The 19,502-nt window shown below is 40.5% G+C and carries 21 protein-coding genes; 14 read left to right on the forward strand and 7 right to left on the reverse strand.

Translation table 11 applies throughout. From position 1 onward, the window contains the following. Nucleotides 1–3: 3 nt before the first annotated feature. Both QL995_RS05415 and QL995_RS05420 read right to left on the reverse strand, forming a co-directional pair. Nucleotides 4–1,014: an RDD family protein gene (locus QL995_RS05415; RefSeq protein ID WP_290293562.1), complete on the reverse strand. Its 1,011-nt coding sequence runs from the start codon at nt 1,012–1,014 to the stop codon at nt 4–6. A 152-nt stretch (nt 1,015–1,166) separates the two neighbouring features. Then, nucleotides 1,167–2,252, reverse strand: coding sequence for an alkene reductase (locus QL995_RS05420; RefSeq protein WP_290293563.1), 1,086 nt, complete (start codon nt 2,250–2,252; stop codon nt 1,167–1,169). 180 nt (nt 2,253–2,432) lie between these two features. Between QL995_RS05420 and QL995_RS05425 the strand changes: the two genes are divergently transcribed. The 3 genes from QL995_RS05425 to QL995_RS05435 all read left to right on the forward strand — a co-directional run bounded on the left by QL995_RS05425 (nt 2,433) and on the right by QL995_RS05435 (nt 3,806). Then, nucleotides 2,433–2,567, forward strand: a complete 135-nt coding sequence (locus QL995_RS05425) for a hypothetical protein (RefSeq protein WP_290293565.1) — start codon at nt 2,433–2,435, stop codon at nt 2,565–2,567. A gap of 14 nt (nt 2,568–2,581) precedes the next feature. Continuing rightward, nucleotides 2,582–3,199 (forward strand): hypothetical protein, encoded by a 618-nt coding sequence (locus tag QL995_RS05430; RefSeq protein ID WP_290293567.1) that lies wholly within the window; start codon nt 2,582–2,584, stop codon nt 3,197–3,199. Nucleotides 3,200–3,281: 82 nt separating this feature from the next. Next, nucleotides 3,282–3,806, forward strand: coding sequence for a CIA30 family protein (locus tag QL995_RS05435; protein ID WP_290293568.1), 525 nt, complete (start codon nt 3,282–3,284; stop codon nt 3,804–3,806). Nucleotides 3,807–3,827: 21 nt separating this feature from the next. On the opposite strand, the gene QL995_RS05440 is transcribed toward QL995_RS05435, so the two are convergent. From QL995_RS05440 to QL995_RS05460, 5 genes are all read right to left on the reverse strand, one after another. Beyond that, nucleotides 3,828–4,364, reverse strand: a complete 537-nt coding sequence (locus QL995_RS05440) for a hypothetical protein (protein WP_290293570.1) — start codon at nt 4,362–4,364, stop codon at nt 3,828–3,830. A gap of 145 nt (nt 4,365–4,509) precedes the next feature. Further along, entirely contained in the window at nt 4,510–4,764 is a 255-nt protein-coding gene (locus QL995_RS05445; protein ID WP_002958531.1) for a hypothetical protein, read from the reverse strand. 25 nt (nt 4,765–4,789) lie between these two features. Continuing rightward, the gene (locus tag QL995_RS05450) at nt 4,790–5,266 is read right to left on the reverse strand and encodes an FKBP-type peptidyl-prolyl cis-trans isomerase (RefSeq protein WP_290293849.1); all 477 of its coding nucleotides are present in this window, start codon (nt 5,264–5,266) and stop codon (nt 4,790–4,792) included. Nucleotides 5,267–5,268: 2 nt separating this feature from the next. Continuing rightward, nucleotides 5,269–7,689 (reverse strand): AAA family ATPase, encoded by a 2,421-nt coding sequence (locus QL995_RS05455; protein WP_024591122.1) that lies wholly within the window; start codon nt 7,687–7,689, stop codon nt 5,269–5,271. A gap of 77 nt (nt 7,690–7,766) precedes the next feature. Continuing rightward, nucleotides 7,767–8,225: a zinc ribbon-containing protein gene (locus QL995_RS05460; protein ID WP_007585575.1), complete on the reverse strand. Its 459-nt coding sequence runs from the start codon at nt 8,223–8,225 to the stop codon at nt 7,767–7,769. Nucleotides 8,226–8,421: 196 nt separating this feature from the next. Here QL995_RS05460 and leuS point away from each other — a divergent pair, with 196 nt between their 5' ends. From leuS to ybeD, 11 genes are all read left to right on the forward strand, one after another. Further along, nucleotides 8,422–11,010 carry a leucine--tRNA ligase gene (leuS, locus tag QL995_RS05465; RefSeq protein WP_290293575.1) on the forward strand — a complete coding sequence of 863 codons (2,589 nt, stop codon included), beginning with the start codon at nt 8,422–8,424 and terminating at the stop codon, nt 11,008–11,010. A gap of 1 nt (nt 11,011) precedes the next feature. Continuing rightward, entirely contained in the window at nt 11,012–11,503 is a 492-nt protein-coding gene (gene lptE, locus QL995_RS05470; protein ID WP_010554703.1) for an LPS assembly lipoprotein LptE, read from the forward strand. Beyond that, nucleotides 11,503–12,540, forward strand: coding sequence for a DNA polymerase III subunit delta (gene holA / locus QL995_RS05475; protein WP_010554702.1), 1,038 nt, complete (start codon nt 11,503–11,505; stop codon nt 12,538–12,540). The genes lptE and holA overlap by 1 nt, the downstream gene beginning before the upstream one ends. Nucleotides 12,541–12,561: 21 nt before the next feature. Beyond that, entirely contained in the window at nt 12,562–13,197 is a 636-nt protein-coding gene (nadD, locus tag QL995_RS05480) for a nicotinate-nucleotide adenylyltransferase (RefSeq protein WP_024609291.1), read from the forward strand. Nucleotides 13,198–13,252: 55 nt separating this feature from the next. After that, the gene (gene rsfS, locus QL995_RS05485) at nt 13,253–13,570 is read left to right on the forward strand and encodes a ribosome silencing factor (protein WP_007585564.1); all 318 of its coding nucleotides are present in this window, start codon (nt 13,253–13,255) and stop codon (nt 13,568–13,570) included. A gap of 37 nt (nt 13,571–13,607) precedes the next feature. Further along, nucleotides 13,608–14,078 carry a 23S rRNA (pseudouridine(1915)-N(3))-methyltransferase RlmH gene (rlmH, locus tag QL995_RS05490; protein ID WP_007585562.1) on the forward strand — a complete coding sequence of 157 codons (471 nt, stop codon included), beginning with the start codon at nt 13,608–13,610 and terminating at the stop codon, nt 14,076–14,078. A gap of 9 nt (nt 14,079–14,087) precedes the next feature. Beyond that, nucleotides 14,088–15,956, forward strand: coding sequence for a penicillin-binding protein 2 (gene mrdA, locus QL995_RS05495; RefSeq protein WP_290293582.1), 1,869 nt, complete (start codon nt 14,088–14,090; stop codon nt 15,954–15,956). Next, nucleotides 15,953–17,059: a rod shape-determining protein RodA gene (rodA, locus tag QL995_RS05500; RefSeq protein WP_007585558.1), complete on the forward strand. Its 1,107-nt coding sequence runs from the start codon at nt 15,953–15,955 to the stop codon at nt 17,057–17,059. Before mrdA ends, rodA begins: the two co-directional genes overlap by 4 nt. Continuing rightward, entirely contained in the window at nt 17,059–17,823 is a 765-nt protein-coding gene (locus QL995_RS05505) for a septal ring lytic transglycosylase RlpA family protein (protein WP_010554698.1), read from the forward strand. Before rodA ends, QL995_RS05505 begins: the two co-directional genes overlap by 1 nt. Before the next feature lie 53 nt (nt 17,824–17,876). Continuing rightward, a complete protein-coding gene (locus QL995_RS05510) occupies nt 17,877–19,040 on the forward strand; it encodes a serine hydrolase (protein WP_010554697.1) in 1,164 nt (387 codons plus the stop codon). Nucleotides 19,041–19,215: 175 nt separating this feature from the next. Beyond that, nucleotides 19,216–19,494: a DUF493 family protein YbeD gene (gene ybeD, locus QL995_RS05515; protein ID WP_002958517.1), complete on the forward strand. Its 279-nt coding sequence runs from the start codon at nt 19,216–19,218 to the stop codon at nt 19,492–19,494. Nucleotides 19,495–19,502 lie beyond the last annotated feature (8 nt).

The raw sequence follows: 19,502 nt of genomic DNA on the forward strand, positions 1-19,502 counted from the left end.
AACTTAACTTTTTACAGTCTCTTCTACCGTTTCAACATTTACAACTTGATTCAAGTTGCCTTTAATAACCACAGTGGCTGATATTTTATCTTGAATGGCTTGTCTGTTTGGATCCCAATATATCTGTAAAAAGCCCAATAAGCCCGTTGCAAAGCCTGCGCCGTAGCCGCCGTAGCGACCAAAACAATCTAATAACCCTAATGGCTCGCCGCTTAGTGCTACCACACGAATATTACATGCTTTTTTACCCGGTGTTTGGCCGCGCCAAAGCAGCGAGAACAACGTAAAGTAAACAGCAGCCCAGCCAAACCCTAAGCCTAAGTCTTGAATAATGCCTTTGCTCCACTGCAAAATACTATTTGTGGTTGTTTGTGCAGGTTTTTCTTCTATTAACTGCGCAGGCTTTATTTCGTTATTTTCACTGAGCACCAGTAGCTGTAAAAGTACGGTAGCAAGTTGTGGGTTTTGTAGGTCGTCCATTTCTGCTAATTTAGGTACTTGCCCTATTAAATTATCAAGCGCGTTTTGTTGGCAAGGTTGCTCACAGCTTTCATCAGCTGTTTGCGCTAAATAAGTATTTACCTGTTGTTTTTCTGTGGCGGTAAGCTGAATTTCATCTTGTATTTTTACGCCCTGAACAGCTAAAGCTTGATCAGCGTTATCGTCTTCTAGGTAATCTATGCCAATTGAAAGCACAGTAAGTGCGCTTACAAATAAAATACTTGCTGCCGTTATTTTTAAAATTCTTCGCCACACATTCGACATTTTTGGAAGGTATTGCTGTGCCGTACCTTTATAAAAGGCCATTGCAGCAACAAATGCTATTAAAGCCGCGCTGAGTTTGGCTGCTAAAAATATCAGTGCTACATCAATAATAATCGCTAGTGCACGCCGAATTGGCGTAGCTAAAGGCAAGCCCAGTAAAGCACTGTCAATTTTAAAGGCGTAGGGGGTAACAACTTCTCGGGTTTCAGAATTTGATAATTCTAATTGTTCTATCTCTTTGGCTTTCATTTATTTTCTTGTTATTAAAATAGGTAACCCGGTTAACTTACGCGTTTTTTATTTTTTGCTCAAGATAAAGCTAATAGAATCAGTGCACAAAAAAGGGCTGCATAAAATGCAGCCCTCCATGTTTTTACTCAATGTTTATTACTTACTAGCAATTATACCGTTGGATAATCGGTATAGCCTTGCTCTGCACCACCAAACAAAGTGTCGGGGTTGTGGCTGTTAAGAGGCTTGCCTTGCTTTAAGCGTGCTGGTAAGTCTGGGTTTGATACAAACGGGCGACCAAAGCCAATCATGTCGGCCCAGCCTTCGCTAAGTGCGTTGTCTGCGCGCTCTTTGGTGTACTTGCCTGCGTAAATTAATACACCGCTGTAGGCTTTGCGAATAGCGTATTTAAACTCAACACTCATTAAAGGTGCGTCATCCCAATCGGCTTCGGCTATATGCATGTAACCTACACCGGCTTTATTTAATGCCTCAGAAACCGCTAAATAAGTTTCCTCAGGGTTTTCGTCTACTGTGCCATTAAGAGTTGTTAACGGGGCTAGTCTTACGCCTACTTTGCTGCTACCAATTTCGTCGCTAACAGCATTTACCACTTCAATTAAAAAACGTATTCGGTTTTGCACGCTGCCACCATATTCATCGGTGCGAGCATTTGATTCTGAGTCTAAAAATTGGTTAATAAGGTAACCATTTGCAGCATGAAGCTCTATGCCATCAAACCCTGCATTAACTGCATTTTTAGCAGCTTGGCGAAATTCGCCTATGACCTGCGTAATATCTTGTTTGCTCATTTCGCGTGGGAGTTGGGTGTCTACAAACCCTGGTGCGCCGTTTGTATCTACAAATACTTTTACGTCTTTTGCAGCAATGGCCGAGGCTGAAATAGGCTGCACACCACCGGTGTTGTCACTATGAGTTACGCGGCCAACATGCCAAAGCTGAGCAAACATAACGCCACCAGCGCTATGCACTGCGTTGGTTACTTTACTCCAACCTACAACTTGCTCATTTGAATAAATACCCGGAGTCCAAGCGTAGCCTTTGCCAAGTTCACTAATTTGTGTGCCTTCGCTTACAATTAGCCCGGCACTTGCGCGCTGTGCGTAATATGTTGCCATTAAGTCGTTAGCTATATCGCCAGGCTGTGTTGAACGCGAGCGAGTCATTGGGGGCATAACAATACGGTTTTTTAATGTTTTACCTGCAAGTTCTATTGGTTCAAAAAGTAATGTCATAATGCCTCCTAAGTTTGATTACGCTCATAATAACGTAACCAAGCACATGCAAAAACCACAAAAACTGCAAAATAGTTTTGTTGTATCTGCAATAAAGCTACAAAGTAAAACACATTAACTTTAGGTGAACTAAATGTATTTTATTGACTCTTAACAGCACTATTAAGTTGAGGGTTTGATGTGAATAAAGGGAATGCGTGGCCGTGGGTTATCTCGTTATGTATACATGGCGTGTTGCTGTACTTATTACTTTCACATAAATTACTTTCGCAAAAAATAAAAGTTGAAGTACCTCAAACAAAAAAAACACCGTAATAAACGCTTATGTAATGGTTAACTTATCAACGCAACCTAAGTTAAGCACCGTTAACACCACCACTAACGCACCGATTGCTGAGCCTGCAAAGTTAGAGGTAAAAAAAGTACCTGAAGCTATAAGCACTAATAAAACACCTACAACTCAAACACAAGTTACTAAAGCACCCAAACAACGTGACGAAAAACCAAAAACAACAACAGTAACAAAGCTCACTATTACAAATAAACCTCAACCCCCTGCCCACACCATTAATACCAACACGCAAACGTTTAAAAAACTTAACCCGTATGCGCCTATTTATGGCGCACCTATAAATAACTTAACGCATAAAAAAATGGTCACGTTTGGCGAAGCCGATAACTCAGATAGTACTGATGATGCAATAGCTGCCACGCCCACAATTAAATCACCGGTTAAATCACAAAAATCGGAAGTTATTAGCCAAAATACAATAGGCACACGACGATTAGAAAAATTTAACGGTAAATGCTATTTAATTGATACTTCAACCGTATTTGGTAGTAATGGCATGCCTCAAGGAAGCGCGCAGACCTGCCCTGGCGAGCAAACTGATGATGAAATATTATTTAATAAAATAATGGATAAGTGGGCTCGTAAAAATAATTAGTTTTAAATTAGTGAACAAATACATTATTAAAGCGTATTAGTTATAAGTACTCCACTTACTTAATGCCAATTAGGAAACACGTATGACAACAAAGCAACTATCATCACTTTTTGTATTTAATTTATTAGTTGTAAGTGCACAAGCGAATGCAAATCAGCGCTGGTACGTTGTTAACGACTCAGTAATGGGCGGTGTATCTAATAGCGAAGTAACACAAACTCAAGAAAGTTTGCTTTTTACAGGCAATGTTTCGCTTGATAATAACGGCGGTTTTGCATCAATACGTACAGCGCTAAATACACAAAGCCAAAATACTAAAGCTATAGCACTGCGCGTTAAAGGCGATGGACAAACCTATCAGCTTAGGCTCAGAACTACCAATTACCTTGATGGCGCAGCGTACACCCACTCATTTAAAACAGTAAAAAATGAATGGGTAGATATAAACTTTGCTCCGAGTGATTTTACTTTAACGTATCGCGGCCGCGTGCTTGAGCAACAACCGATTATTGATTTTGATGATATAAAACAGCTAGGCTTTATGATTGCAGGTAAGCAAGAAGGTAGGTTTAAACTTGAAGTGGGTAAAATTGAGTTTAAAAGCTAACCCACCAGCATGTTGGTGGCGCTAAATAGTATAGTCGTCGCCCCGTCTCTTCATTTCACTAATAACCAGCTCAACCATTTGTTGTTTTATTGCTGCTTGCTCTGACTTTAACTCCCCTAATTGCAGCTCTAACATATCTATTTGTTCTTGCTGTTGCGTATTTTTATATTTTTTAGAGCCTAAGTGCTCTGCATCTAGAGTTAAACTCGCATCACTTTTATTTAGCTCACTTGCAGAAGTGTTTATAGTTAAACTACGTTGTACGGGGCTTTGTTTAAGTTTGTTAATTTGTTCTTGCAGCGCAATAACTCGCCCAGCGAAGTGCTTGTATACTTTTTCTAGGTTTTTATATTGATTGCCAAACGTAGCGTTATCTTCACTATATTCTTGCGCTTTGGTATCTAGAAACTTTGATAACACATATTTTGGCTCTTCCTCATTTTCTTCCTCGCTCTTTTCTTCACTCGCTTTTTCAACAGGTAGTTTATCTGATTGCGCTAAAGTTTGAGCATTTGAGCTGTGTACTTGGTATGGAATGGGAGTCGGTGAAATCTTCATTATTTTATCCCTAAAATAGCTTTGTAACTATTATAGGTATCGACCTCGTATTAAAATTCTTGAGTAAATTTTAATGTTAGCTAAAAGCAAAAAGCCCCACTTTATTAAAGTAGGGCTTATACCATTTATTAAACTAACTCGTTGCTTACTTAGTGCTTTGGTTATCTTGTGAGAGCGCAATAAGTGCAAGCGCCGCATTTAGGCGAGTATTTAAATTATTATAAATAGTCATTCCAAACACACCAATAATACACACTATTAAACCCATTTGTAGGTTAACGCTCATCTCTAGTAAAAAAACAGCTGCAACGAGTAAGCACAGCGCTAATGCATAAATAATAGATTGAAAGGTAAAGTTAATATCACCTTTGGCTATTTTAAGTAATTCGTCTTTATTCATAATTTACTTCCTTGTTATTTAATCACTAAGACTCAATTGCCAGTAACTCTACTTCAAAAATAAGTACTGAGGCAGGAGGAATACTCCCTACCCGTTTTTCGCCGTACGCTAATTGGTGCGGTACATATAGCGTGTATTTATCGCCAGGGCTCATAAGTTGTAAGCCCTCAGTCCAACCTTTAATAACTTGGTGCAAACCAAAGCTAATAGGAGTTTTACGCTCTACTGAACTGTCAAACACAGTGCCGTCGATTAGTGTGCCGTGGTAATGCACGTTAACCATACTTTTTGGGGTTGGTGTGTTTTCGTTTTCGCTTTTATGGATTACTTTATACTGCAAGCCAGAAGCTGTTTCTACTACACCTTCTACCTTTGCGTTAGCGGCTAAATAATCTGCACCTATTTGTGCATTTATGCCTGCTTGTTGTTTTGCTTTTTTACTATTTTGAAATATTAAAAAACAAAAAATGGCGATAACTACCGCCAAAATTATATTAATCATCATTAACCTTTTTCGTTATCTAGCTCTTCGTCTTTTTCGTCATCATCGCCGTTTACTATGTCGGCAATCTCTTTGAGGCGAGCAAGTGCAATACCGTTTACTGAGTTTTCTGGATACTGGTCATCAATAATATCGCCAGCTTCTATATCCATTAACAAGTTAAGCGCTTGGTCTACGGTTTCGACTGCGTAAATATTGAATTTACCCGCTTCAACCGCATTAAGTATTTCGTCATCAAGCACTAAGTTAACTTGGTTTGATTTAGGAATGATAACGCCTTGCGAACCTGTTAAACCACGCATTTTACACAGTTTAAAAAAGCCTTCTATTTTTTCGTTTACGCCACCAATGGCTTGTACATCACCATGTTGGTTTATAGAGCCTGTAAGCGCAATTGATTGGCTAATAGGTAGGCTTGTAATAGACGAAATAAGCGCACACAACTCTGCTAAAGATGCGCTATCGCCATCTATGTAACCATAGCTTTGCTCAATGGCAATATTAGCGCTAAGCGTTAAGCTAAAGTGCTGCGCATATTTATTACCTAAATAACCGGTAAGCAACATAACACCTTTTGAGTGAATTGCTTTACCAAGCTCAGCTTCGCGTTCAACATCTATTACGCCATCGGCGCCAGCATAAACAGTTGCCGTAATACGCGCAGGGGTACCAAATGAGGTATCGCCAATGTGTAATACGGTTAAGCCATTTACTTTACCAATGGCTTGGCCGTCGGTTGCAATAAGTGTGTGACCTTCTTTTATATCACTGAGCATATTTTCGCTAATTTGGCCGGTACGGTATTGCTTGCCTTCAATGGCTTCGTCAATATGGTGCGCGTCAATAACGGCTAATTTGTCTTGCTTTGCGTAGTAACTGGCCTCTGCAATAAGTTCAAGTACATCAGCAAAACGCGCTGATAATTTATTTTGATGCTCAGCTTGGCGGTAACTAAATTTAAGTAAACGCACCATAGCAGCCTGCGTTGCAGTGCACTTTAATGTTTGCTCGCAATACTCGGTTACTTTAGTAATAAACTGGTATTGCAATTTATCGCTACTTGGCAAGTAGTAATCAAAGTCAGCTAATACTCTAAATAGCTCTGCAAATTCTTCATCGTACTCACCTATGGTGTAGTACAACTCGCGCGAACCTAATAAAATAATTTTAACATCAAGCGGTATAAGCTGCGGGCGAAGTGTAAAGCTCGTCCCTACTGTGCTGTCTTGATACGGTAAGTCGTTTTTAATTTGATGTGTTTTTAACGCGAGTTTTAAACCATCCCATACTTGTGGATTTGCCATGATTTTTTCAGCGTCCATAATTAAATAGCCGCCATTAGCACGATGCAATGCACCAGCCTGAATTGAGCGATAACAGGTAATTAAAGAGCCTTGCGATGTTGAGTACTCAATTTTGCCAAATATATTGCCAAACGTTGGATTAGGCTCGTACACAACCGGTGCTGCGTCGTCCTCTTTAAACTCAACTAAAATGTTAGGTGCAAAAAAGTCGGTAAGCATGCCTTTGCGATCAAAGTCTTCTTTGCTTTCTTCACTTTCATCTTCGTCATCTAGCCATTCAAGTACCGCGTCTATAATTTCAACGCGTATATCTTTTAAATAACGCAGTACGCCAATATGAGTTGCGTATTTATGTTCTAAGTCTTTTAAAAGTGGTTTAGTGGCTTGCTCTGCAGTCGATTTTTTAAGATTGCGTTGTTTTTCTTTTGATTCACGTTTCCAACGTGGCAGCTCTATTAACGCTTCTATTAATGCATCTTCTAGCTTTTCAATTTTTTCAAAAAACTCTTCACGTAACGTTTCTTCAAGTTCGCCAAATTCGCTGTCGCTTAATTGTTTACCATCTACAAGTGGTGCAAACCCTACTGAATTTTTTTCTTCAACTAATGCAACGCTTTGCTCAAACGCCGCAATTTCTACTGCGGTAATAGCACTGTCGTAGGCATCGTTAAATTCACGATCGATTGATTTTTTCTTACGCTGATACGCTGGGTTATCAAATGCCGCAGGAAAGGTGTCGAGTACTTCATCTAAAAATGAATCTATATCGTCACTAAGTTGCTTGCTTTGACCTGGTTGCATAAACAGCGCAATAGGTTCTCTGTGGTCATCGTAATTGTTTACGTATAACCATTCGTTTGGCGTTGAGCGGTCTTTTGCGTGTTGTTTAAGTTTATCTTTAACAAGCGTAAAGCGCCCGTGAGCGGCCTCGCCCATTACATAAACGTTGTAACCCGGCAGTTCCATCCCCAATGAAAAATCTAAAGCACTTTGGGCGCGTTGTTGGCCTATAAACGTAAGTTGCTCTGGGTATGGATTGTTCATACACGTGTTTACGTGATTAGTAGAAATACTCGGTGCGAGCTTTGAAACAGATAGTGGCAGCAATTTTTTCGTCATTCTAACTTCTTTTTTTACCAGCATATTCGCTGGCCTTTGGGCGTATTAAGTGGCCCGCAGCCACTTAATACTTATATTTAAGGGTGCAGTGCCTTACGACTAAAATAGATTCCATCACATTCAATACACGGTGTAATTTGTGTAGCGTGATAAACATCGTAACTATGGGTGCAATTCTTACATACTAATGTGCCCATGGCTATCCATTCGCCTGCGTGATACACACCATTGTGCTTAAAATCTTGGCTAAGAGATTGCCACTCAAGTTGAGTTTTATCTTCTATGTGCGAAAGTTCAAACCAAAGAGACTCTTTAAGCTCTTGCCATGCAAGCGAATTATAGTGTGATTCGTTCTCTACTATATGTTCAATATCATTCTTTAAATAACTTTTGTAGAGCTCATATCTTTCTTGACTTAAATCTTTAAGCGCCTGCTCAGATTCAACAAACCCAGAAACCACATCTTTTAAACCATGCTCTTTCACATCTTTTATCCAATGGGTAAAACTGCTAAGCCATGTTTTGTAATCAGTCATTTTTTACTCCTTCAAAATTGCTGTTAAATCAGTCTGTAACTTATGTCTTTAGCTAACCACACTATAAAAAGGCAGGTTAACCTGCACTGAAAGTTACAATTTAATAAAAGCATGTTTTTGACGCTGTGAATAGTGTTTTATTTGGGGTATCCTAACGGCAATTTTTTATTAGTTTGCAAGAAGTCTGGAACCATAGATGCAAGAGCAATATAACCCGCAAGATATAGAGTCAAAAGTACAAAGCTACTGGGAAGAAAACCAGGTATTTAAAGTCACTGAAGATGAGAGCAAAGAAAAGTATTACTGCCTTTCTATGTTCCCTTATCCGAGTGGTCGACTGCATATGGGTCATGTGCGTAACTACACCATTGGTGATGTTGTTTCTCGTTTCCAGCGCCTGCAAGGCAAAAACGTAATGCAACCTATGGGTTGGGATGCGTTTGGTTTACCTGCAGAAAACGCTGCTATTAAAAACAAAACAGCACCAGCTAAGTGGACATACGAAAATATTGATTACATGCGTACCCAACTTAAGCAATTAGGTTTTGGTTATGACTGGGATCGCGAAATTGCGACATGTCATCCAGAATACTACAAATGGGAGCAGTGGTTTTTCACTAAGCTTTACGAAAAAGGCCTAGTGTATAAAAAAATGTCGACAGTTAACTGGGATCCAGTAGATCAAACTGTACTCGCTAACGAGCAAGTTATTGACGGTCGTGGATGGCGTTCAGGCGCTGTGGTTGAGCAAAAAGAAATTCCACAGTGGTTTATTAAAATTACCGACTACGCACAAGAGCTACTTGACGATTTAGACAAGTTAGAAGATTGGCCAGAGCAAGTTAAAACAATGCAGCGCAACTGGATTGGCCGCTCTGAAGGGTGTGATATTGAATTTAAACGCACCGATAACGACGAAACATTTAGCGTATACACAACACGCCCAGATACCTTTATGGGTGTTACGTATGTTGCTGTTGCCGGTGGTCACCCTATTGCACAAGAAGCCGCTAAAAATAGCGACGCAATTGCGATGTTTGTTGACGAATGCAAAAACACCAAAGTAGCCGAAGCAGATATGGCAACAATGGAGAAAAAAGGCATAGCAACAGGCTTTTACGCAACTCACCCATTAACGGGCGAGCAAGTACCAATTTGGGTAGCTAACTTTGTATTAATGCATTACGGCTCAGGCGCTGTGATGGCAGTACCTGCACATGACCAACGCGATTTTGAATTTGCAACGGCTTACGGTCTTGACATAAAACAAGTAATTGCACCTGCTGAGGGGTCAGACCTTGAAGTAAACCTAGATAAAGAAGCATTCACTGACAAAGGCGTGCTTGTAAATTCGGGTGAATTTAACGGCCTTGATTTTGAAGCTGGTTTTAAAGCGATTGCCGATAAATTAGAAGCACTCGGTGTTGGTGAGCGTAAAGTAAACTTCCGCCTGCGTGACTGGGGTGTGAGCCGTCAGCGCTATTGGGGTTCTCCAATTCCAATGCTTAGCGATGAAGATGGTAAAGAACTTGCCGCAACAGAAGATATGCTACCAGTTCGCTTACCAGAAGATGTGGTAATGAACGGTGTAACTTCACCACTTAAAGCAGACCCAGAGTGGGCTAAAACAACAGTAAATGGCGCACCGGCGTTTCACGAAACTGATACGTTTGACACCTTTATGGAATCGTCTTGGTACTACGCACGCTACTGTAGCCCACGCTACGACGAAGGCATGCTAGATCCAGCTGCTGCTAACTACTGGTTACCAGTAAACCAATACATTGGTGGTATTGAGCATGCAATTTTACATTTATTGTACTCACGCTTTTTCCATAAATTATTACGTGACTTTGGTTTAGTTAATTCAGACGAGCCGTTTGACCGCTTACTTTGTCAAGGTATGGTACTTGCTGAAACATTTTATCGTAAAGATGAAAAAGGCGGCGATATTTGGATTTCGCCAACTGATGTTAATACCGAAACCGACGAAAAAGGCCGCGTTACTAAAGCATGGCACAAGGAAGACGGTGAGCCGGTATTCTCATCAGGCATGAGTAAAATGTCTAAGTCTAAAAACAATGGTATAGACCCACAACATGTAATTGCGCAGTATGGTGCAGATACAGTGCGTTTATTCATGATGTTTACAGCACCACCAGAGCAAACGCTTGAATGGTCAGACTCAGGCGTTGAAGGCGCACATCGTTTCTTAAAACGTGTATGGAAATACGCGGTAGACGTTAAAACAGTAGGTTACCAAGCACTTGATAAATCAGCGCTAACTAACCCGCAAAAAGTACTACGTCGCGACTTACACAAAGCAATTGCTAAAGTGACTGATGATGTTGAACGTCGTCAAACCTTTAACACCGCTATTGCAGCCATTATGGAGCTTTCTAATAAGTTATTAAAAGCACCACTGAGCGACAAACAAGATGTAGCGATTGCTAACGAAGCACTTGAAGCATTAGTTATTATGCTTGCACCTATTACTCCGCATTTATCGCATGAGCTTTGGAAAGAGCTTGGTAAAAAAGGCGAGATTTTAGATGCTGCATGGCCAAAAGTTGACGAGTCTGCACTTGTTGAAGATGAAAAACTAATCATCGTACAAGTAAACGGCAAGCTTCGCGCTAAGTTAACAGTGGCAGCTGGTGCAACTCAAGAGCAAGTAGAAGCCCTTGCGTTTGCAGAATCTAACGTAACTAAATTTACTGATGGCTCAACCATTCGTAAAATCATTTACGTACCAGGCAAACTACTTAACGTGGTAGCTAACTAATATGGCTGCATTTAACGCCATTAAAAATGGACTAGCCTTAGTGCTAGTCTGTTTTTTGTTATCAAGCTGTGGCTTTCATTTAAAAAAAGCCTCTAGCCTGCCTGATAACTTAAAACAGCTAACACTTGTAGGCGATGACGAAAAATCGACTTTATTCACTGAGCTTAAAAAAGAGCTTAAAGCGAGTAACGTAGAGTTAGTATCGTCAGCTAAAGATAAAGCCCAATTGTACTTACGCAAAGAAAGCATTGAACGCCAAACACTCTCGCTGTTCCAAAACGGCCAAGTTGCTGAATATGAGCTCGCTTATGGCGTATCGTATGTAGTTAAACGCCCAGGTGAAAAAGCGATAGAAAAACGTTTTGAGCTTTACCGTAATTACCAAGACGATCCGGATCATGCATTAGCAAAAGCAAAAGAGCTTGAGCTACTTATTAGCGAAATTCGTGAGCAAGCCAGTCGTCGTATTGTTAGAGAGCTGTCGCAACTATAATGCGCTGCTACGCTAATCAACTACCGAGTGAATTAAATAAAGGGCTAAAGCCCTTTTATTTAGTATTTGGAGAAGAGCCTTTTCAAGAAGCGCAGTGCGTACAACAAATTCGCGACAGTGCTAAGCAACAAGGTTTTGATGAAGTAATTAAGTTTACTTTAATGCAAGGATTCGATTGGCAAGAAATTATAGCCCAGTACCAAAGTATGTCGCTGTTTAGCGCCCGCACTATTATTGAGCTTGATTTAAACCAACAAAAGCCAGGCGTTATTGGCAGCAACACCTTTAAAAAAGTAGTTGAACTGGTTAATCCCGATACTATTTTAATTGTTAAAGGCGCTAAAGCCAGCCAAGAAGTACAACGTGGAGCATGGTTTAAAGCCCTTGATAAGCAAGGTGTATTTGTACCTTGCTACCCGCTTACGGGCTCTCATGTAAAACGATGGCTTGATGAGCAATGCCAACGTTTATCACTTAATATGCAAAGCGACGCCAAAGTAAGCTTAATAAATGCCACCGAAGGCAACTTGTTAGCCTGTTTTCAGGAGCTTGAAAAGCTCTCGCTGCTGCACGGCAATGCATTAATTACTCAGCAATTAGTAATGCAAGGCCTATTAAACCAAGCCAAATTTGATATTTTTGATTTAAGCGATGCGCTATTAAATGGCCACGCCAAACAAGCTATAAAAGTATTAAACAAACTTGCCAGCGATAACACCGAAGTGGTGAGTATTTTGTGGGCTATAACCAAAGAGCTTAATACACTTATAAGTGTGCAACTTGGTTTATTAAATGGCGAACCTATCGCTAATTTATTTAAACAAAAAGCAATTTGGAAAAACCAACAAGGTCCAGTTCAAAATGCTATTAACCGTTTAAACATGCATACACTAGAACAAATAAACAGTGATGTTGCGTTGTTTGATGCCAGTTACAAGCAAGGTAATTTAATTGCACCTTACCAAGCGCTTGCTCATATTTGTATTAAATTTTGCCAGCCGCTCAACATTCCTATGCCGTGCCACGCGGTTAATTAATAAATAGCTAATGGGTGTTAAATGATCGCAATTTTTGGTGGCACTTTCGACCCAGTCCATTTAGGCCATCTAAATATGGCGCAGCAATGCGTAAATGCGTTTAATTTGGATACGCTTTATTTTATGCCCTGTGCATTACCTGCACATAAAGCAGCTCCGGGTATTAGTACGCAGCACCGAATTAATATGCTCAACGCAGCTATTGCTCCTTATCCTCATTTTGAACTCGATTTAAGAGAACTTAATCGAACCGGTCCATCGTATTCGTTGCTGAGCTTACAAGAACTTCGTAAAGAACACCCCACTACACCTATTTTATTTTTAATTGGTATGGACTCATTTAACAACCTAGATAAATGGTTTGAGTGGAAGGCAATAACGCAGCTTTGCCATATTGTGGTGTACCAGCGCCCTGCTCAACATTGCACTGTAACAGGTGAGCTCAAAAGCTATATGCAACGCGCAAATGCCGGCGAAGTAGCGGCACTTAAACACTCACTTGCAGGTAAACTTTATTTTTTACCGGGCGAAATGCTCGATGCGGCCTCAAGCACCATTCGCGAACAACTGAAAAAAAGTAATAAAAAGAATGAACTATTGCCCGATGCAGTGAGTCATTACATAGAAGTGCATCAGCTCTATCAAATTGATGCTTAAAAACTCCTAGCGTGTTAAAATGCGCGCCATTAAATTTTTAAATTGAGACAAAACCTTGGATTCAAAACAACTACTCGCCTTTGCTATGGACAAAATTGACGATATGAAAGCGCGTGACATCGTTCATATTGACGTTACTGGAACATCAGATATCACAGATTACATGGTAATTTGTTCTGGTACTTCTAAACGCCACGTACAGTCAATTGCCGATCACTTAGCAAAAGAAGCGCGTCATGCAGATTCAGAGCCATTAGGTTATGAAGGTGAAGGCGACGGCGAATGGGCACTGGTTGATTTAGGTGATGTGGTTGTACACGTGATGCAAAACGAAGCACGTAGCTATTACGATCTAGAAAAACTGTGGGGCTAAACGCTCACTCATTTTAGACAATGCTTGGAAGTAATACGTGAAAATACAAATGATTGCTGTTGGTACTAAAATGCCAGCATGGGTAGAAACGGGATTTGCAGAATATCAGCGACGTTTCCCTAAAGATATGGCCCTAGAGTTAATTGAAATTCAAGCCGGAAAACGTGGTAAAAATGCAGATATAAAACGTATTTTACACATTGAAGGTGAAAAAACATTAGCGGCTATTCCAAAAGGCAATCGTATTGTAACGTTAGAGGTAACAGGGAAAGCGCTGGATACTCACCAACTTGCTAAAAATATGGAAAAATGGCAACTCGATGGCCGCGATGTAAGTTTACTTATTGGCGGACCTGAAGGACTTGCTCCAGAGTGCATTGCAGCTTCTGAGCAAAAATGGTCGTTATCTAATTTAACATTGCCGCACCCTTTGGTGCGTATAATTGTTGCAGAGAGCCTTTACCGAGGCTGGAGCTTAAATAACAACCATCCTTATCATCGCGAGTAACCCCTTGCCATGCTAAAACATAGACCCACTATTCGTGACCACTCCGCAGAAGCAAACTTATTTGCTAGGCGAGCATTCGTGGGTTTTGTTTTTGTATTAGGATTAGTCGCTGTATTACTTTCTAATCTTTATACTATTCAGGTAGAAGATCACCAAGACTACCAAACCCGCTCCAACGATAACCGCATTAAAGTTATTCCTATTGCACCCAACCGTGGTTTAATTTACGACCGTAACGGTGTGCTACTTGCTGAAAACAAACCTGTTTACAACCTTGAAGTCATCCCCGAAGAGGTAGATGACCTTGACGAATCGCTTGATCAAATAAGTAAAATAATTGCGATTACAGAGCAAGAAAAACAAGACTTTTTAAAAGATATAAAACACACCCGTCGTTTTAAATCACAAGTATTAAAAGCCCGCTTAGACGAAACAGAAGTGGCGAAATTTTCGGTTAATCAACATAAATTTCCTGGTTTTAGTATTGAGGCACGTCTGGCTCGCTACTACCCATTTGGCGACACGCTAACACATGCGCTTGGATATGTTGCCAAGCTTAATAGAAAAGAGCTAAACCAATTAGAACAAGAAGATCGTGCAACCAATTACCGTGCTACATATGATATTGGCAAGCTCGGATTAGAAAAATACTATGAAGAAACATTGCACGGTAAAGTGGGCTCACAACGGGTAGAAGTTAATAACCGTGGCCGTGTAATTCGCACTCTAAGCATGACCCAGCCACAACCTGGTAGCGATTTAGTGCTTACCTTAGACATTGGCTTGCAACAAATTGCACAGCATGGGCTTAAAGATATGCGTGGTGCTGTTGTAGTTATGGATGCAAAAGATGGTGGCGTGCTGGCACTTTATTCAAACCCAAGTTATGACCCAAATTTATTTGTACACGGCATTAGCAGCAAAAATTATAAAGCGTTACTTAACCAAGACCGTCCGTTAATAAACCGTACTACGCAAGGTCGTTATGCGCCTGCCTCTACGGTAAAGCCCTTAATGGCTGTATTAGCGCTTGAAGAAAATATAGTAAATGAATCAACATCAATGTGGGATCCTGGTTTTTTTCAAATTCCAAATGTTGAACACAAATGGCGAGATTGGAAACGTTGGGGCCATGGTCATGTGGATGTATACAAGGCGATTGAAGAGTCGTGCGATACCTATTTTTACGATGCGGCTTATCGATTAGGCATCACTAAAATCAGTGATTTTATGGCCCGTTTTGGCTACGGCGATTTGTCAGGTATTGATATTCATGAAGAAACTACTGCTATTCTACCTTCAAAAGAATGGAAAGAAGGACGCTTTAAAGAGTCTTGGTGGCGTGGTGATACTATTTCAGTAGGTATTGGTCAAGGTTACTGGACTGCTACACCAATTCAAATTGCAAATGCGACTAACATATTAGTTAATCGTGGTATTAATCATCCACCTCATTTGGTGCAAGTAATAAAAAAAGATAGCGACATAACGCAAATTAACAACGAAGAAAAACCCCCTGTTATTTTAAAAGATCCACGCCATTGGCAGGTATCGTTAGATGCAATGCATAATACAGTTCAAAAAATATCAGGCACAGCGCACAAAGCATTTAAAGGCACTAACTACGACTCGGCGGGTAAAACGGGTACTGCACAGGTAGTTAGTATTGCCCAAGGCGAACGCTACGATGCAGAATCGCTTAAAGAGCGCCAGCGTGACAACACAATTTACGTAGGGTTTGCACCTTACAACGATCCTAAAATTGTGGTTTCTGTTGTATTAGAAAACAACCACGGTGGTATTCAAATTGCTCGCCAACTTATGGATTACTACTTTGCAGCCAATCCAGTTAATCTTGCAAGGAACGATACACCATGACCGCTTTGCACGATAAACGCTCTATTTGGATGCGTATGCATCTAGACCTACCACTGCTTATTGCATTACTCATAATGATGGCTGGTAGCATAATGGTTGTTTACAGCGCAAGCGGCCAAGACTCTTCAATGATGATTAGGCACATGACTCGTATGGGCGGTGCGGTTGTTGCTATGGTTGTTTTGGCCCAATTTTCGCCTGCCACATTAAAGCGTTTAGTGATCCCACTTTATTGCGTTGGTTTATTAATGCTAGTGGGTGTACTTTTATTTGGCGTAAGCTCAAAAGGCGCACAGCGATGGCTCGATTTAGGGGTGACACGGTTTCAACCTGCAGAATTAATGAAGTTGGCAGTCCCGATGATGGTAGCTTGGTATATAGGGCGTAACCACTTACCTCCTCGGCCAATGCACTTAATTATTGGCTTTATGATTGTAATGCTCCCTACATTATTAATTAAAGAACAACCCGATTTAGGTACCGCTATACTTATTGCAAGTTCAGGTATATTTGTTTTGTTTTTGTCTGGATTAAGTTGGCGTTTAATCGGCTTTTTAAGCTCTATTGTAGCGCTTGCCGCATGGCCATTTTGGCACTACGGTATGCACGATTATCAAAAGCAGCGTGTACTCACCTTTTTAGACCCTGAGAGCGATCCGCTCGGTTCGGGTTATCATATTATTCAATCTAAAATTGCTATTGGCTCAGGCGGTATAGAAGGTAAAGGCTGGCTGCTTGGTACGCAATCGCAATTAGAATTTTTGCCAGAGCGCCACACCGACTTTATATTTTCGGTTTTAAGCGAAGAATTTGGTTTATTTGGCGTATGTGTTTTACTTAGTCTCTATTTATTTATTATTGGCCGTGGTTTATACATTGCTGTTAATGCACAAGATGCATTTGGTAAATTGCTCGCAGGCGCACTCACCCTCACCTTTTTTGTGTACGTATTTGTAAACATAGGCATGGTATCGGGTTTATTACCTGTTGTAGGCGTACCTTTACCACTGATTAGTTATGGTGGTACATCGATGGTGACGTTAATGGCAGGATTTGGCATTATTATGTCAATCGCAACAGATAAAAGGATGCTTTTAAAATAATGCGACACACTAACCAGCTTATATTTACCACGTTATTAATTTTGCTTTTAAGTGCATGTAGTAGCGGCTCAAGTAGCCGTTATAGCATGCGCCATGATGCAGCACCACTTAGAGCCCCGACTACACTTGAGATGCAAGACGCTATAGTTACCGAAGTAACTAAAAGCGCCAGCGCTAGTCGCCCATATACAGTGCTTGGTAAAAGTTATTCACCCATGCTTGATGAAACAGGCTTTAGTGAAGAAGGCATTGCCTCTTGGTATGGTCGTAAATTTCATGGTTATCACACTTCAAATGGTGAAACGTATGATATGTTTGCCATGACCGCAGCGCATAAGACGCTGCCACTACCTAGCTTTGTTAAAGTAACCAATACAGCAAATGGTAAGTCGGTAATCGTACGCGTGAACGACCGTGGCCCGTTTCATGACGATAGAATAATTGACCTTTCGTACGCAGCCGCTTACAAGCTTGGCTATTACACCCATGGTACAGCAAAGGTTAAGCTAGAAGCCGTTACGCTTGCGGGCGCAACTGCGCGTCAAACCTATATTCAGGTAGCTGCAGGTAGTACACTTGCTAATATTGAAGCGCTTGCCAGCACATTGCGAGAGCAATACAAATTACCAACAAATATCGTTCAAAAAGACGACATTTACAGACTGCATTTAGGGCCAATAAAAGACACCCCTCATGCAGACGAAGTATTAAAAAAATTAAAACAAAATCAATTTCAAAACGCGTTCTTGCTTTACACTCAGTAAGACCTTTAGAATGGCGTAACGCGAATCTTTAACTTTAACCATTAATGAGTATGATGAAATCTATTAAACATAAAATCCTCAAAGGTGTATGCGGCCTAGTTTGTACAGCCGCCGTATTTTCAGCCAGCGCCCAAATTATTCCGGCACCACCTCAAGTTAATGCAAAAGGTTATTTTTTAGTCGACTTTACAACAGGTAAAGTTATTGCTGAAGGTGAAGCCGATACACAGCTAGCACCTGCAAGTTTAACTAAAATGATGACCAGTTATGTAATTGGTACTGAAATTAAAGCAGGTAATATTGCCACTACCGATATGGTAACGGTAAGCGAAAAAGCATGGGCTAAAAACTTTCCAGAATCTTCAAAGATGTTTATTGAAGTAGGTAAGCAAATTAGCGTTGATCAGCTTAACCACGGTATTATTATCCAATCAGGTAATGATGCATGTGTTGCAATGGCTGAGCATATTGCTGGAAGCGAAAGCGCATTTGCTGATTTAATGAATGCCCACGCTGCTAAATTAGGTATGAGCAACAGCCACTTTATCAACAGCCACGGCCTTGATACTGACGAGCACTTCACAACGCCTCGCGATATGGCGACACTTGGTGCTGCACTTATTCGTGATGTGCCAGATGAATATGCACTTTATAAGCAAAAATCGTTTACTTATAACGGCATTAAGCAATATAACCGTAACTCATTATTGTGGGACGAAAGCTTAGATGTTGACGGTATTAAAACTGGTCATACATCAGAAGCTGGCTACAGCCTAGTTACCTCAGCAACTAAAAACGATATGCGTTTAATTGCTGTTGTTATGGGTACTACCAGCGAACGAGCTCGTAAAGTAGAAAGTAAAAAACTACTTAACTATGGTTTTCGTTTTTATGAAACAATTACTCCGTACAAAGCAGGCGATAGCTTTGCAGAACAACGCATTTGGATGGGTAACAAAGAAAATGTATCTTTAGGTATTTTAGAAGATACACCGATTACTATCCCACGTGGTCAGCATAAAAACCTTAAAGCTAACTTTGAGCTAGATAACACACTTGAAGCACCACTTGCTAAAGGTACTAAAGTAGGCACGTTATTCTTACAACTAGAGGGCGAAGATATTGCTCAATACCCACTAGTAACACTTGAAGAAGTGGAAGAAGGCAGCTTCTTTAGCAAAATTTATGATTACTTACGTTTACAGATCATGCAGTAATTTATAGCTCCCCTATTAACTAGGGTAACTAATTTAAACGTCTCCACTGTGAGGCGTTTTTTTTTGCTTGAAAAATGTTAGAATGCGCCCCATATAAGCAAGACTGCTAATTGCCTATCTGTATTAAGCTTCGAGCTTGCATAGAGTCCACACTTTTGTATGAGGAGTCACCGTCGTGGTTCAACCTGTTAAAGATACTAAATTTGATGAGTACCTAGAGTACCCTTGCCCATTTACATTCAGAATAATGGGTTTAGCTAATGTAAACTTAACTGATCAAATTTTAGCTAAGTTACAACCAATAGCACCTGGCGATTACGCCCCTAAAGTAAAACCAAGCAGCAAAGGTAATTACGAGTCAGTAAGCCTTGTAGCAACGGTTACTAGTGGCAAACACATTGAAGAAATTTACAACGTGATCAGCAATATTGATGACGTACGCCACATGCTTTAAGCCATAGT

It is taken from the genome of Pseudoalteromonas sp. APC 3358, from assembly GCF_030408075.1.
Classification (GTDB): domain Bacteria; phylum Pseudomonadota; class Gammaproteobacteria; order Enterobacterales; family Alteromonadaceae; genus Pseudoalteromonas; species Pseudoalteromonas arctica.

Bases quoted from the DNA above. Each gene is read 5' to 3' on its own strand.
- QL995_RS05415 (WP_290293562.1), bottom strand. From the start codon at position 1,014: ATGAAAGCCAAAGAGATAGAACAATTAGAATTATCAAATTCTGAAACC.
- QL995_RS05420 (WP_290293563.1), bottom strand. From the start codon at position 2,252: ATGACATTACTTTTTGAACCAATAGAACTTGCAGGTAAAACATTAAAA.
- QL995_RS05430 (WP_290293567.1), top strand. From the start codon at position 2,582: ATGGTTAACTTATCAACGCAACCTAAGTTAAGCACCGTTAACACCACC.
- QL995_RS05435 (WP_290293568.1), top strand. From the start codon at position 3,282: ATGACAACAAAGCAACTATCATCACTTTTTGTATTTAATTTATTAGTT.
- QL995_RS05440 (WP_290293570.1), bottom strand. From the start codon at position 4,364: ATGAAGATTTCACCGACTCCCATTCCATACCAAGTACACAGCTCAAAT.
- QL995_RS05445 (WP_002958531.1), bottom strand. From the start codon at position 4,764: ATGAATAAAGACGAATTACTTAAAATAGCCAAAGGTGATATTAACTTT.
- QL995_RS05450 (WP_290293849.1), bottom strand. From the start codon at position 5,266: ATGATTAATATAATTTTGGCGGTAGTTATCGCCATTTTTTGTTTTTTA.
- QL995_RS05455 (WP_024591122.1), bottom strand. From the start codon at position 7,689: ATGACGAAAAAATTGCTGCCACTATCTGTTTCAAAGCTCGCACCGAGT.
- QL995_RS05460 (WP_007585575.1), bottom strand. From the start codon at position 8,225: ATGACTGATTACAAAACATGGCTTAGCAGTTTTACCCATTGGATAAAA.
- leuS (WP_290293575.1), top strand. From the start codon at position 8,422: ATGCAAGAGCAATATAACCCGCAAGATATAGAGTCAAAAGTACAAAGC.
- lptE (WP_010554703.1), top strand. From the start codon at position 11,012: ATGGCTGCATTTAACGCCATTAAAAATGGACTAGCCTTAGTGCTAGTC.
- holA (WP_010554702.1), top strand. From the start codon at position 11,503: ATGCGCTGCTACGCTAATCAACTACCGAGTGAATTAAATAAAGGGCTA.
- nadD (WP_024609291.1), top strand. From the start codon at position 12,562: ATGATCGCAATTTTTGGTGGCACTTTCGACCCAGTCCATTTAGGCCAT.
- mrdA (WP_290293582.1), top strand. From the start codon at position 14,088: ATGCTAAAACATAGACCCACTATTCGTGACCACTCCGCAGAAGCAAAC.
- rodA (WP_007585558.1), top strand. From the start codon at position 15,953: ATGACCGCTTTGCACGATAAACGCTCTATTTGGATGCGTATGCATCTA.
- QL995_RS05505 (WP_010554698.1), top strand. From the start codon at position 17,059: ATGCGACACACTAACCAGCTTATATTTACCACGTTATTAATTTTGCTT.
- QL995_RS05510 (WP_010554697.1), top strand. From the start codon at position 17,877: ATGAAATCTATTAAACATAAAATCCTCAAAGGTGTATGCGGCCTAGTT.